The sequence below is a fragment of the Parapedobacter sp. ISTM3 genome (genome assembly GCF_016533505.1).
In the GTDB taxonomy this organism is placed as follows: domain Bacteria; phylum Bacteroidota; class Bacteroidia; order Sphingobacteriales; family Sphingobacteriaceae; genus Parapedobacter; species Parapedobacter luteus.
Genome location: NZ_JAENGN010000003.1, coordinates 445,160 through 457,862 on the forward strand (window position 1 = coordinate 445,160; position 12,703 = coordinate 457,862).

Annotated in this window: 15 protein-coding genes; 9 read left to right on the forward strand and 6 right to left on the reverse strand. The window is 51.7% G+C overall.

What is annotated here, in order from left to right; all coding sequences use genetic code 11:
- Positions 1 to 25 precede the first annotated feature (25 nt).
- The gene (locus JHJ32_RS06880) at positions 26 to 328 is read left to right on the forward strand and encodes a helix-turn-helix domain-containing protein (protein ID WP_079716934.1); all 303 of its coding nucleotides are present in this window, start codon (positions 26 to 28) and stop codon (positions 326 to 328) included.
- A gap of 179 nt (positions 329 to 507) precedes the next feature.
- On the opposite strand, the gene JHJ32_RS06885 is transcribed toward JHJ32_RS06880, so the two are convergent.
- From JHJ32_RS06885 to JHJ32_RS22805, 3 genes are all read right to left on the reverse strand, one after another.
- The gene (locus JHJ32_RS06885) at positions 508 to 744 is read right to left on the reverse strand and encodes a hypothetical protein (RefSeq protein WP_200120430.1); all 237 of its coding nucleotides are present in this window, start codon (positions 742 to 744) and stop codon (positions 508 to 510) included.
- Positions 745 to 834: 90 nt separating this feature from the next.
- A complete protein-coding gene (locus JHJ32_RS06890; RefSeq protein WP_233632517.1) occupies positions 835 to 1,266 on the reverse strand; it encodes a DUF4143 domain-containing protein in 432 nt (143 codons plus the stop codon).
- Positions 1,214 to 1,492 carry an AAA family ATPase gene (locus JHJ32_RS22805; RefSeq protein WP_233632518.1) on the reverse strand — a complete coding sequence of 93 codons (279 nt, stop codon included), beginning with the start codon at positions 1,490 to 1,492 and terminating at the stop codon, positions 1,214 to 1,216. The genes JHJ32_RS06890 and JHJ32_RS22805 overlap by 53 nt, the downstream gene beginning before the upstream one ends.
- A gap of 316 nt (positions 1,493 to 1,808) precedes the next feature.
- On the opposite strand from JHJ32_RS22805, the gene JHJ32_RS06895 reads away from it, so the two are divergent.
- From JHJ32_RS06895 to JHJ32_RS06910, 4 genes are all read left to right on the forward strand, one after another.
- Positions 1,809 to 2,702: a DUF6266 family protein gene (locus JHJ32_RS06895; protein WP_139378644.1), complete on the forward strand. Its 894-nt coding sequence runs from the start codon at positions 1,809 to 1,811 to the stop codon at positions 2,700 to 2,702.
- A gap of 108 nt (positions 2,703 to 2,810) precedes the next feature.
- Positions 2,811 to 3,260 (forward strand): DUF5675 family protein, encoded by a 450-nt coding sequence (locus tag JHJ32_RS06900; RefSeq protein ID WP_079716931.1) that lies wholly within the window; start codon positions 2,811 to 2,813, stop codon positions 3,258 to 3,260.
- A 355-nt stretch (positions 3,261 to 3,615) separates the two neighbouring features.
- Positions 3,616 to 3,843, forward strand: coding sequence for a hypothetical protein (locus JHJ32_RS06905; RefSeq protein WP_079716930.1), 228 nt, complete (start codon positions 3,616 to 3,618; stop codon positions 3,841 to 3,843).
- Positions 3,830 to 4,006, forward strand: coding sequence for a hypothetical protein (locus JHJ32_RS06910; RefSeq protein ID WP_176146168.1), 177 nt, complete (start codon positions 3,830 to 3,832; stop codon positions 4,004 to 4,006). The genes JHJ32_RS06905 and JHJ32_RS06910 overlap by 14 nt, the downstream gene beginning before the upstream one ends.
- A 113-nt stretch (positions 4,007 to 4,119) precedes the next feature.
- Here JHJ32_RS06910 and JHJ32_RS06915 read toward each other — a convergent pair whose 3' ends face one another.
- Positions 4,120 to 4,572 (reverse strand): hypothetical protein, encoded by a 453-nt coding sequence (locus tag JHJ32_RS06915; protein ID WP_079716929.1) that lies wholly within the window; start codon positions 4,570 to 4,572, stop codon positions 4,120 to 4,122.
- Between the two features lie 234 nt (positions 4,573 to 4,806).
- Between JHJ32_RS06915 and JHJ32_RS06920 the strand changes: the two genes are divergently transcribed.
- From JHJ32_RS06920 to JHJ32_RS06930, 3 genes are all read left to right on the forward strand, one after another.
- Positions 4,807 to 7,008: a S41 family peptidase gene (locus tag JHJ32_RS06920; protein WP_079716928.1), complete on the forward strand. Its 2,202-nt coding sequence runs from the start codon at positions 4,807 to 4,809 to the stop codon at positions 7,006 to 7,008.
- A 291-nt stretch (positions 7,009 to 7,299) separates the two neighbouring features.
- Complete coding sequence (locus JHJ32_RS06925; protein ID WP_079716927.1) at positions 7,300 to 7,524, forward strand: DUF2281 domain-containing protein; 225 nt, start codon at positions 7,300 to 7,302, stop codon at positions 7,522 to 7,524.
- 101 nt (positions 7,525 to 7,625) lie between these two features.
- Complete coding sequence (locus JHJ32_RS06930) at positions 7,626 to 8,075, forward strand: hypothetical protein (protein WP_200120431.1); 450 nt, start codon at positions 7,626 to 7,628, stop codon at positions 8,073 to 8,075.
- A 294-nt stretch (positions 8,076 to 8,369) separates the two neighbouring features.
- On the opposite strand, the gene JHJ32_RS06935 is transcribed toward JHJ32_RS06930, so the two are convergent.
- The gene (locus JHJ32_RS06935; protein ID WP_200120432.1) at positions 8,370 to 8,855 is read right to left on the reverse strand and encodes an ankyrin repeat domain-containing protein; all 486 of its coding nucleotides are present in this window, start codon (positions 8,853 to 8,855) and stop codon (positions 8,370 to 8,372) included.
- Positions 8,856 to 8,867: 12 nt separating this feature from the next.
- Positions 8,868 to 10,505, reverse strand: coding sequence for a catalase (locus JHJ32_RS06940; protein WP_233632519.1), 1,638 nt, complete (start codon positions 10,503 to 10,505; stop codon positions 8,868 to 8,870).
- 389 nt (positions 10,506 to 10,894) lie between these two features.
- On the opposite strand from JHJ32_RS06940, the gene JHJ32_RS06945 reads away from it, so the two are divergent.
- Positions 10,895 to 12,703, forward strand: a 1,809-nt coding sequence (locus tag JHJ32_RS06945) for an Ig-like domain-containing protein (RefSeq protein WP_200120433.1), incomplete at its 3' end; no start/stop codon positions are given.

The window sequence follows — 12,703 nt, forward strand, 5'->3', positions numbered from 1 at the left end:
TAACTTTTAAAAAACGGAGGTCTTTATGCCAAGGAATCCTTACTTATCTGCACCGTCTTCATTCGGGGGCGGGTTGGCCAATGAAATCGTACCACTGCTTCACCTGCTGGCCGAGTTGCTGAAAAGGCTGCTCGCCGGTCTGGGCAATCCGGCGCACCGCCATGGGCTGCTGCTGCCTGAAGAAGTCTGCATGATGCTGCGCATCAGCGATCGCACATTGAGACGGCATACCGAGCAGGGTATATTGAAGCCCCTGCGCATCGGCGGGATGCGCTACTACCTGATGGATGATATCATCCAGTCCGGAAGAGACGGCAGCGTTACCTGACGCTTGTTTTCCGTCGCAACACCCCGCCGCTCATCCGGTGGCGGCGGCGGTTGTTGCACGACCGGCCACTTACCGGCCGGTTACCTTTTTTTTACCGCTTGTATACCCCTTCCTTACTACTGGCTTACCCTTTCCATACCCCTGGCTTACCCATTCCATACCGATTCTTTACCGATTCTTTACCCATTCCATACCCATTCCATACCCATTCCATACCGATTCTTTACCCTTTGCTTACCCCTCAGGTAAGCGAAGGGTAGGGAAGGGGTAAGGGAGGTGTAAGGCAACAGCGGCCAATCCCTGCATGCTGCGGCCACCGCCGGCCAATACCGGCCACGGCCTTCCGGCCGGCGGATTAGCCCGCTATGTTTGCCCGTGGAAACGGACAGGTACCGGTACAGAATGGAGTAAATCACGTCGGCAGCATCGCCGTTTCCCGCTGCCGGCAGGTTTTTTAACGATTAATTTTTAAGGCTTCCGGCTACAAGGTAGTGCGGAGACCTTGATTATTCGTTGTGCTTCCAACCAATCACCTTGGTATTACTGCGTACCAGCGCTTGATCACCCCCGTAGATAAGATGCTTATTGACATTCGCAGGTTGGGCGATATCCGAAAAACGCTGTAAGCCCTTGAACAATTCGCTGGTCAGTGTTTGTGTAGCCTTAATTTCATAAACATCAAAGGCCTGTGCCGTTTTAAGGAGGAGGTCTACCTCCAGGCCATTATGATCCTGCCAGAAATAGTATTGCCGATGTTGGTAGTGATGCTCATTGATTTTCTGGAAATTGGAAATGATGAGGTTTTCAAAGATATTCCCTTTTAGCCGATTGGTTTGTAACGCTGGTTTTTCCCGGATTTCCAACAGGTAACTTATCAGACCGGTATCATAAAAATATAGTTTCGGTGTCTTGACCAACCGTTTCACGTTGGACTTCATCAAGTATCACATGTTCAGCATAGAGCTGAAGAAAACCATTTGGATCGTCTTCGGCAAAAGAACGATTGTCTGGGTTTTCCAGTGATACATAGGTGTAATCCGGAAAAAGTGACTTTAATAGGGTTGTTTTACCGGATTGGCGTGGGCCAGTAACCGCTAAAATCGGGAACTTATCCTTACGTTTGCTAATTTCATACGATAAGCTTCTTGGGATTAATTCGTTCATTCACTGTCTCGTTAATACACAAATATCGGTTTATTTTGAAATTTATAATAATTAAATTTGAAATTTCTGGTAATCAAGTTTGAAATTTATAACAATTAAGTTTGAAATTTTGTAGTTCCATAAATGGTCGGTTACAAACCTTGAATAATTCCCTCTCCAGGCCTGTTCGATCTAATAAATTGATTCAGTGATCGAAATCAATCAACACTAAAAAAGGATTGTACTTTGCCGTTATTTCCTTGATTAAATGCTGTTGCCTAGAAGTGATCATCATCTCAAAGGTAATCAAATCATCTAAAGAATTTAAATGGCGGAGATGGCAACAGCGGCCAATCCCTGCATGCTGCGGCCACCGGCGGCCAATACCGGCCACGGCCTTCCGGCCGGCGGATTAGCCCGCTATGTTTGCCCTTGGAAACGGACAGGTACCGGTACAGAATGGAGTAAATCACGTCGGCAGCATCGCCGTTTCCCGCTGCCGGCAGGTTTTTTAACGATTAATTTTTTTAAGATCATGGGAAGTTTCAGAAAGGGAATCCAAGGCGGATTCTCCGGTAAAGTCGGCAATGTGGTAGGCGCCCACTGGCGCGGCATCGATTACATGCGCAGCTTGCCACGGGTATCCAAGGGCAGGGTTGTCACCGAGGACCAGCTGGTGCATCGCGTACGGTTTGCCTGTGCGGTCAACTTTGCCAAACCGATCAGCTTCGTGTTTAACGCAGGGTATGGCAAGCTGGCTAAGCAAAACCTGAGCGGGTACAACCTGGCCGTGCGGCAGATTTTCAAGCAGGCCATCGTGGGGGAGTATCCCGACTTCGAGGTAGACCCGGCCTTGGTACGCATCAGCGAGGGCGACCTCGTACGGCCGCGTAACCCGATGGTGGAGGTGCTGTCCGGTCAGTTGCTGCGCTTCACCTGGGCAGACCATACCCGCCGGGGGATCAAGGCCGACCACAGCGATCGTGCCATCGTGGTCGTATACAACCCCGCCAAGGCGGAATACCAGTATGATACCCAGGGTGCGGAGCGCCTCGACGAGGAGCTGCTGCTGGAGCTGCCGGATTATTTTGCCGGTGACGAAGTGCATGTCTATCTCGGCATGGTGAGCAAGACGGGTGGCAACGCCTGCAATAGTCTCTACCTGGGCACGGTGACGGTAGACGGAGGTGAGGCCTCCGCTCCGGAGCCTGAGGAGGAAGACGAGCCTTAAAGGCTCTCGGGGCGCTTAGCCCAAGGCAGCGGGGCGGGGACGGCCCCGTTGCCTTTTTCCATCGCGGAGGCGTATTGCGCTTGCTGCAAATCAACAAATCGGTAACAAATGGAACCAATCAGAATCATCCGCGTGGCGCAGGGAAAGAACAGTACCCTCAGCCACCTCTATATCGGCGGCCTGTTTGCCTGCTACCTGCTGGAAGACAGCGTCCGGCCGGAAAAAATCCCCGGCATCACCTGCATCCCCGAGGGGGAGTACGGCCTCTCGCTCAATCCCTGGGCGGGAATGAATGCCCGGTACGCGCCGAAGTACCCGAAGCTGCACCGGGGCATGGTGGAAATCACCGAAATCCCCAATTACCAGCTGGTCTTCATCCACATCGGCAACTACCACACGCAGACGGCGGGCTGCCCGCTCACCGGCTCGTACTGGCAGCTGCTGGATGGCGACTACCAGGTGCTGCACTCGGCGGCGGCATATAAGTACGTGTATCCGCTGCTGGTGGGGGAGATGGAGAAAGGGAATAATAGGGTGGTGGTGGAGAATAGGTTTTAGCCCGTTGCTCCACGTCTGGATCCGGTTCGCTTTGCTGCCGTCTCCTAGGTCGTGTCTGCAACGGGCGTAAAACCTGTGTAGGGTGGAAGTTGATGGGTGGGAGAATCGGTTTTAGCCCGTTGCTCGCCAGCTGGGATCTCCGGCGCTTCGCTTGGACCTCCAAGGCTGGCTCCGCAGCAGGCCTAAAACCTGAATGGGGTAGGGTTTTTAATTCCCCCTCCCAGCTGCATAGCAAACCCAAGAGAAACCTAGTGGCGTGAGCAAAGCGAGGGTCACAGTTTCGTTGGGCTTGCTAACAGCACCCCATCCCAGCACCCCTTCTTTGTATCACCGAAAAACAAAAAACAATAAGAAAATGAAAGAAAACCAAGAGACAGTCGGGCAACCCGCAGCGGGAAAACCGACACGATACGAACGGATTAAGGAAACGCTGGCCCTGGCCAGCCAACTGGTAATTGCAGCACCGGTAAAGCTGCCGCCCAAGGTGCTGACCGTGGCCAAGTACGTGGCGCTGGCACTCGGCATGCTGGAAGCGGTGGAAGGTGCGGCAAAAAAGCAGGAGGATGGCGATGATGAAAGCTAACCAACAGCTCGGCATCGGTATCACGGGCGGTACGCTGCTGAGCGTTTTTGGCCAGCTGGGCCTGCACGACGTGCTGAAGACCGCCGTGCTCGCCGCCATCGGTGCCACGGTAAGCTTCGTGGTAAGCTGGTTGCTGCAGCGATGGGGCAAAAAGCAACGGTAAGCGTTCGCGGAAACGCGGTGAGGGCAGCATGAAGCATGAGAACCCTCAAAAAGAGGTTGCAACAGGGCAACCTCTTTTGGTATGCGTCCCGCATCAGGAAGAAGCGGATGTAATCAGCGCCGCTCCCGGTGTTTATTTAACGCAAGGTATATCGCAGCGGTAGCCAAGCCGCCAAGCGTATAATACAACACCGTCATCGCCTTGGTCCGGGTACTCCGGTTCACAGGGGTATCATCCAACCCCAAAGGCGCGGTGGCGGTAAGCGCGCCCACGCCAGCGACGAGACCGAATAGCAATCCTTTTGTCCATGTCTCGGTCTTTGACTTGCCGGCTACCATACGGTAGTAAGCCGTATTAGCTATCAAATCGCCGGCCATCGCCATGGCATAACGCTTCTTTTCCGTCGGTGGTTTCTCACCCACCTTCTTATACACGTTGGCGATGGCTTCCTCGCCGATTTTGTTGATTTCGGGTGCTTTTTCCACCCGGTTTCTGGCGAGTTCGTGAACGAGGTTAAGTACGAGCGAGCCAGCTAACGGCGGAAGGGTTTTTTTGAATAGATTCATGATGCTTTGATTTTGATTCCGATAGGAGCCGGTTTGCCAGCAGCTCCGTCGAATACAACAGGCCGCTTAGGGAAATTGTTTCGAATCCAGCCGGGGCGATTTGCCGGGACAGCCCTTAAGTCAATCTTCTCGAAACGTTCAATTTTGTCGATCGGTTTCATTTGCACATTAACAGGCTATTTTTTATCTTGCATCGTAAAATTAATCAAGTTCCGTCCGTAAGCCGGTTTCACCATGAAAAAAGCCACTTTCTTTTTGTTACTGCTCGCTTTTGCGGTATCGGGCACGTGCCAATCACGGCGCTCAAATCCAACGTATAACCTGGATTTTGAACAGGTAGTCGCCGGTAGCCCGATAGGCTGGGTGGGCAACGGCAATAAGGACTATCGGCGATCGCTTGACTCGGTTGTCACTAAGAGCGGCAACTATTCGGCGGTGCTCGAATTTATCGGGGAGCAACCGACCTTCGACACATGGACATTCGTGCTGCCAGAAAATTATCCTGGCAAGAAAATCACCCTTTCCGGATACATCAAGACAGAAAACGTGGAAGGGTATGCGGGTTTATGGATGCGGATCGACCCGCAAATCGCCTTCAATAATATGCAGCAGGAGCAGATTTCGGGTACCACGGATTGGAAACGCTATGAGTTTACGCTGGATATGGCCCCTGAACGAACGGAACGGATCGTGTTGGGAGCGCTGTTGACGGGAAAGGGTAAGCTATGGGTGGACGGGCTTGCGGTGACCATCGATGGCAAAGATATTGCAACCGTGGCGCCACTGGAGAAAGCGGCCGCAAAGCGGGATACAGCGTTTGACACGGGGTCTACCATCAACCTGCCCGATTTGAGCGGAAAGCAAGCGCAGGACCTGAAGGCGCTGGGGTTGATCTGGGGCTTTGTGAAATATTACCACCCCACGGTGGGCAGCGGCGCGGTAAATTGGGATTACGAGCTGTTTCGCATATTACCAACTGTATTGGCGGCTCAAAATAATACGGAAAGGGATGATGCACTGGTGGAATGGATACAGAAACTGGGGCCGGTAGAAAAGGGCGGTGACGAGCCAGCCGTAACGGCGAAGCTGCAACCGGACCTGGATTGGATAACGACATCCGGATTTTCGAATGCGCTGACGGCCTTGCTGACGGATATCCGGCAGGCCAAACGTACGGGCAGCCATTACTACGTTGGCATGATGCCGAATGTGGGCAATCCCGATTTCAAGAATGAGACGGCCTATGAGCGGATGGTGCCGGCCGATGATGGCATGCGCCTGCTGGCCTTATACCGGTATTGGAACATGATTCAGTATTTTTTTCCCTATAAAAATCTCATCGAAGAAGATTGGAAAGATGTGCTGGGCGAGTTCGTGCCGAAATTTGCGACGGCGGGTGATATGGAGGGATACGTGCTGACATTGCTTGAATTGATCGGCCGGGTACACGATACGCATGCTTCGATACGGAACCATCCGGTACTGAATAGGTTCTTCGGCGAGCGGCATGCGCCGGTGGATGTGCATTTTGTAGAAGAACAGGCCGTGGTAACCGGATACCGGCACGACGAATGGGGTAAGGCTACGGGGCTGGAAGTGGGCGATGTGATCACGGCCGTGAACGGCAAGCGCGTGGCCGACCGTACGGAAGAACTGCTGAAGTATGTACCGGCTTCGAACTACGCGCGGAAACTGAGCGACATCGGTCCGATGCTGCTGCGCAGTAACGACTCGACCATCCGGATAGACGTCACGAGGGACGGCCGGCGGTTTTCCAAGGTGCTGAAGACGTACGCGCCCGGTGAGCTGAAATTCAACAACCTGTTCTACGTGGAGGATATGGATTTCAAGGTCATGGGTGATGATGTCGCCTATATCAACAACGGCTCGTTTAACGCAAAGGACCTTCCGCTGTACTGGAACCGGCTAAAAGATAAGAAAGGACTGATCATCGATGCCCGAAATTATCCAAGGCATTTCATCATCCACCAATTGAGTGCGTACTTGATGCCCCATCCCATTCCGTTTGTGGCGATTAGCAGGGGAAGTGTGCAGCAGCCGGGCCTTTTTGTAATAGATCCGCCGATGAGTGTAGGTGCCGTAAATGGCAAACGATACGACGGAAAGGTGGTTATCCTGGTCAACGAAATGTCGCTGAGCTCGGCAGAATACCACGCCATGGCCTACCGAGTACACCCCAATGCGATCGTGATGGGCTCAGCAACGGCAGGCGCCGACGGCAATATATCGCCGATTGTGCTCCCTGGCGGTATCCGTACGGTAATCAGCGGCATTGGCATATACTATCCGGACGGCGGCGAAACCCAACGGTTCGGTATCGTACCGGATATCGAGGTGAAGCCCACCATCCAGGGCATTAAAGAAGGGCGCGATGAGGTGTTGGAGCGAGCAATTGCGCTGATTAAAGCGGAGTAAGGTCTTTAAGTAAAAAACACCTGATAACGCCATGAGAAGAGCAGTTCGATGTTTTACGGAAGACTTCCGGAAATTTCTGAGAAATTCCCAGGAAATTGTGGATAGTCCTTAACGTAACCGGGCGCTGAAAATAGCCGTTTACGGATCTAGCGTGCTCTTTGCGCTGGTTCACATGGGCATTACGACAACTACGAAGTATTGTTTTATTTAACGGCTATTGAATGGTAAAGAGCAGAAGAAAAAAGTTAAAAGGAAATATTTTGTTATCTTTGGGTGTTTAATCCGGTGAACATGGGGCAGCTTCAGCTTTTGGAAAAAGTAAAAAAGATTCCTCCCGCTTATCAGCAAGAAGTGGAAGATTTCGTGGATTTTATCTTGAGTAAGAAACTACGCAGTGCCGATAAAGATGCGGTGAAAAGAAGGGTGGGGCTACTCAAAGGTAAACTTTGGATGAGCGATGATTTTGACGAGCCCGCGCCGATTTCATCCTTGAACTCACCATCAGCCATGCAGTGATATTTTTTTCCGTTGCCTTCCTTCCAGTTTGAATCCAAGCATGAATGCGTTTGATTTACTATTTTTGGTGCCAATCAGTTCAGCACTTACATTTAATAACGATGATGACTCACGTCCTGTACAGCTTTGCGATAACAATTTCCTCCTGGACCGTGGGATTGATCGTCAATGCCGTGTTGAGCAAACTGCCGTATTACAAAAACCTGTCAACGCTGAATTTACTGAAAGACGAAACGCTGAATAAACGCATTGGCCTTGGAACTTTTAAGTGGATCGTCAAAAACACGTTTTTCAAATACTTCAATCAAAAAATCCACCTGAAAAATAAATGTGCGGCGACCGATTTAAACGAGCTGCGGAAAGAGATGACGATCTCCGAAATAAGTCATTTGGTGGGCTTTGTCTTCGTCGTCATCATTGCATTGATGAAATTCATCGCGGGCAACGTCCAATTTGGACTTCTATTGATGCTTGTCAATGTCGCACTGAATCTATACCCGTCTCTGTTGCAACAAGCGAATAAAAGACGAATCGATAAATTGATGGCATAACGTTTCTTTTCCGTCGGTGGGGGCGCTGTTCGGGCTGGGATCGTATCTTACATGATACGATTTTGTCTTGTTTTTGTATCGCAGGTGATACGTTTGGCATTGGCTAATGGACAGCCCAACAAAGGGAATCTAAGGGAAACCTTCTTTTATACGCAGCTAGTGGGTGCTGGCCATCGAATTACCTATCCCAAAACAGGCGATTTTCTTATTGAAGGGGCCAAATCGAAAAGGTATCGGATGCTTTGTACGAATGCGAGGGGAGCAAGGACGGCGTGAGCAAACGCACCATGGTGCCTAACCCTCAGCCAGAAGCTCAACGGCCGCTATGTTGCCTTGCTGGACGGCCAGGTCAAGGGCGGTAAGCCCACGGACCTCACGCACCGTTTTGTCGGCACCGTGATGCAGCATCAGCTTGACGAGCTCATTGCGGCCGAATAGGGCCGCAAACATCAGCGCTGTGCCGCCATTGCCATGCCGGAGGTTGACGTCGGCGCCGCGCCGGATCAATAGCTCCGCGATTTGCGGATAACCCTTGAAGCATACGCCCATCAGCGCCGTATTGCCGCCATAATCTTGGGCATTTACATCGGCACCAGCGTCGAGCAGCGCTTCTGTCGCCTCAAGGTGGCCGTTGTACGCAGCGATGATCAATGGGGTATAGCCGCGCGGATCCCGCTCATCAACGTGCCGCAACCGATGGGCATGCGCCCGGATGAATGCAGCATCGCCCGTACGGGCCGCATCAAATAGTTTGTCGACCGGCAGTGTTTCCGTTGTCATAGCTCAAACCTATTAATAAGCCGCTGCATCCTTTCCTTTTGCTTCGGCTTGCTTGACGGCCTTATCTGCAGCAGCTGAAGCTCCGCCCGTGCCTTCCATCATCTCGCTCGCCTGTCGGATCCCTTCTTTTACCCGGTGGCCGTACTCTTCATCGCAGGCGTAAAACATTTCAACCATTTTGTTCTGGATGTGCGCAGGGCATCGCGATAGCGCATCCGAGAGGTTGAAGATCAGCTCTTCGCGTTCCCATTCCTCGAAACCGCGATACGTTTCGCCGGCCTGTTTGAAGTTGTTTTGGCGGTCTATCTTTTCACGCACCAAAGCGGCGTTGTAGTGCGGTGTATGATCTTTGCCGGGCCGTGGCGCTTCCTGAAGGCCGCCCAGTGTGGAGGGCTCATAGTTGACGTGCGGGTTCATGCCGTCTACAATATCCTGATGGTAGGCCATCTGCCCGTCGCGCTGGTTGGTGGCCACATGCTTGCGCGGCGCGTTGATGGGAAGTTGCAGGTAGTTGGTACCTACGCGGTAGCGTTGGGTATCGGAGTAGGAAAACGTTCGCCCTTGCAGCATCTTGTCGTCCGAGAAATCCAAGCCGTCTACCAATACGCCGGTGCCGAAGGCCGACTGCTCCACTTCGGCGAAGTAATTGACGGGATTCCGGTTTAATGTCATGCGGCCGACGGGGAGCCAGGGAAACTGGTCTTTCGGCCATATTTTGGTGTCATCCAACGGGTCGAAATCCAGCTCGGGATGATCGTCGTCACGCAGCAGCTGCACATAAAGCTCCCACTGCGGGTAGTCGCCGCGCTCGATGGCTTCATAGAGGTCTTGCGTGGCGTGGTTGAAATTGTTGGCCTGGATTTCTTGCGCCGCCTTCGTAGTGAGGTTTTTGATACCCTGGAGCGGCTCCCAATGATATTTGACCAGCACCGCTTCGCCGGCTTCATTGACCCACTTATACGTATTGACGCCCGACCCCTGCATCTGGCGGTAATTGGCCGGAATGCCCCACGGCGAAAACAGAAAGGTGATCATATGCATGGCTTCCGGTGTATTGCTGATGAAGTCGAACTGCCGCACCGGATCCTGCCTGTTTGTCACCGGATCGGGTTTGAACGCATGGATGAAGTCCGGAAACTTCAGCGCGTCGCGGATAAAGAAGATTTTGAGGTTATTGCCCACGAGATCCCAGTTGCCGTCTTCGGTATACATCTTTACGGCAAACCCGCGTGGGTCGCGGAGCGTTTCGGGTGAGTGCCCGCCATGGATGACGGTGGAGAAGCGGACAAACAGCGGTGTAATCTTCCCCTTTTCCTGGAAGAGCTTTGCCCGCGTATAACGGGCGATGGGCTCGTCGCCGACCGTTCCGTAGGCTTCGAAGATGCCGTGCGCACCGGCGCCCCGCGCATGTACGACGCGCTCAGGTACACGCTCCCGGTCGAAATGCGACATCTTTTCCAGAAACTGGTAGTTCTCCAATGTTGCGGGGCCTCGATTGCCCACGGTCCGCAAGCTTTGATTGTCGTAGACGGGATGGCCTTGCCGGGTGGTGAGGATGTTGGATGTTTCTTGCCCAGTACTCCGCATGGTTGATTGCTTGGCTTCTGCGCTTTCATTTGAGGTGGCGTTGGGTCGGTTATCCTGCTCCATGATGTGTCGATTTTTTGCTGTTATCTTTCGCGGGAGCTTAATTCAATGGCACTCCCTTAGGACACAACAATCCGGCGGGGGAAATTGTTGCTTGTTTTTGCAATTTGCCGGCAAACCGGCAAGTTTGCGAATAAAAAAAAACTTTCCATTTGGGTAGGTAAGTATGGCGTTCCGATTGCTATATTTGCCGCCGTTTGTTACAAACGATATACGAAAAACAAAATAGTTACTATAGGCGAAATTTTTACATCTACCACTCATGCGTTATTCTACAATTGTACCAATACTTCAGCTAGGTATTGGCACTAATAGCCAGCTTATTGAAAAGTTGCTATTGCCATCGACCATAATCCGTTCACATTAATTATCCCAAGCTTAAGATACTACCTATGTTTAGTCTTATTTGCCGTTCAACCGGCCTTGAATCACTGAAATATTACGTGATTAATGCCCTCGTTGCATTTTTTATGGTGATTCCGTTTACCGAAGCTACACCGCTGGTGTTACTCAACGGTACCAACGACTGCACGCCACCTGTTGTGGAAGTAATCAACACCACGTTGACCGTAGCGGCCAATTCCAATTCCAATATTTTTGTCAGCGCCTCAGGAACTGAACTAAGTTATCAGTGGCAGGTCAGTACAGATAACGGAAATACCTTTACTGACTTAAGTGATGGCGGTAGTTATAGCGGGGTAAACACCAGCAAGCTTTCACTGAATGGAATCAACCAGATTTTAGCGGGAAATCAATATCGTTGTGTAGTCAGTTCGGCTGATTGTGAGGCCTTGTCAGGTGTAACGACATTAAGCATTAGTTCAAGTCCGTTGTGCCAATCATATCCGGAGCAATTTTGCTGTGAATATGTATCATCAGTAACTTTGAATGGCGTGACCTTCGCTGGAAACACGGATTTTACAGGGCCCGGTTATTACGATTATACGACGGAATCGATACCGAGCGTAACCGCTGGGACGGCAATTCCGGTGAGCATTACCGTAAAGACAAACAATACATACCGAGAATTTGTTAAAATCTGGATTGACTTTGACCGTGACGGTGTACCTGGCAGTACATCCGGGGAGCTGGTTTTCGATCAGGTTCATACGTTCAATGGCACGCATACCTACACGGGAGAAATTGCCGTCCCAGAAGACGCTTACAACGGCAATCTCTATGCCCGGTTGATTATGCAGTACGACGGGTCACCCAACGTTTGTGGGACATATGACTATGGAAACACCATGGACTTCCGTATTCCCGTCGTCAATGGCCGGGAGCCGATTATATTGAACGTAGGGGTAGATAAAGAACTATCTGCAAATGGAACGGTGACAAGCGACCCCGCCGGTATCAACTCGGCAACCAATGCGTTTGAAAGTTTTTTTGATCCGAATACGACGGTCACATTGACCGCTACTCCCAATGCGGGTTCTTCATTCATTGGATGGTTTGGGGATATCGTCAGCACAGATAATCCATTAACCGTGACAATGGATGTGAGCAAGGATTTGGTAGCAAGATTTGAGCTAACACCGACCGTTTCGATACCAACCGTAACGACAACGGCAGCAGCTACCATAGGAACTGTCTCAGCGACCCTGGGAGGAAACGTAACTGCCGACGGAGATGCTGAAATCACCGCGAGAGGCGTGGAATACAGTGCTACCGAAGGGTTTGCTCAGGGGTCGGGTGTACAGGTTGCTGCGGCTACCGCAAGCACAGGCGCATTTACCGTTGCGGTAAGCGGTCTTACGGCCTCAACTACCTATTATGTTCGCGCATATGCCGTAAACAGTGAGGGAACAGCATACGGAAGTGAAGTCAGCTTTACCACGAATGCTCCGCCGTCGGCCCCTTCTGCACCGGATTTGGATCCGGCGAGCGATACCGGTATATCCGATTCAGATAACATAACGAATGAAACCATATTGACGGTTTCCGGCAGTGGTGCCGTGGCGAGCGCGACTGTCAGACTGTATGCCGACGGAGTCGAAATCGGATCTGTTTTGGCAGATGAATCGGGCAATTGGACGATTACTTCGACAACATTAGAAGAGGGAAGTTATACGCTGACGGCGCGTGTTGAGAGTGCCGATGGAGTACTAGGAGAAGCTTCCGCCGGGTTATCGGTCACCATTGACAAGACCGCACCGGTGGTGACGGGCGTTGCAGATGGGGGATACTACAACGAGGAT

Bases quoted from the DNA above. Each gene is read 5' to 3' on its own strand.
- JHJ32_RS06900 (WP_079716931.1), top strand. From the start codon at position 2,811: ATGGAACCAATCAGAATCATCCGCGTGGCGCAGGGAAAGAACAGTACC.
- JHJ32_RS06920 (WP_079716928.1), top strand. From the start codon at position 4,807: ATGAAAAAAGCCACTTTCTTTTTGTTACTGCTCGCTTTTGCGGTATCG.
- JHJ32_RS06935 (WP_200120432.1), bottom strand. From the start codon at position 8,855: ATGACAACGGAAACACTGCCGGTCGACAAACTATTTGATGCGGCCCGT.
- JHJ32_RS06895 (WP_139378644.1), top strand. From the start codon at position 1,809: ATGGCAACAGCGGCCAATCCCTGCATGCTGCGGCCACCGGCGGCCAAT.
- JHJ32_RS06925 (WP_079716927.1), top strand. From the start codon at position 7,300: ATGGGGCAGCTTCAGCTTTTGGAAAAAGTAAAAAAGATTCCTCCCGCT.
- JHJ32_RS06910 (WP_176146168.1), top strand. From the start codon at position 3,830: ATGATGAAAGCTAACCAACAGCTCGGCATCGGTATCACGGGCGGTACG.
- JHJ32_RS22805 (WP_233632518.1), bottom strand. From the start codon at position 1,492: ATGAACGAATTAATCCCAAGAAGCTTATCGTATGAAATTAGCAAACGT.
- JHJ32_RS06930 (WP_200120431.1), top strand. From the start codon at position 7,626: ATGATGACTCACGTCCTGTACAGCTTTGCGATAACAATTTCCTCCTGG.
- JHJ32_RS06940 (WP_233632519.1), bottom strand. From the start codon at position 10,505: ATGGAGCAGGATAACCGACCCAACGCCACCTCAAATGAAAGCGCAGAA.
- JHJ32_RS06915 (WP_079716929.1), bottom strand. From the start codon at position 4,572: ATGAATCTATTCAAAAAAACCCTTCCGCCGTTAGCTGGCTCGCTCGTA.
- JHJ32_RS06880 (WP_079716934.1), top strand. From the start codon at position 26: ATGCCAAGGAATCCTTACTTATCTGCACCGTCTTCATTCGGGGGCGGG.
- JHJ32_RS06890 (WP_233632517.1), bottom strand. From the start codon at position 1,266: ATGAAGTCCAACGTGAAACGGTTGGTCAAGACACCGAAACTATATTTT.
- JHJ32_RS06905 (WP_079716930.1), top strand. From the start codon at position 3,616: ATGAAAGAAAACCAAGAGACAGTCGGGCAACCCGCAGCGGGAAAACCG.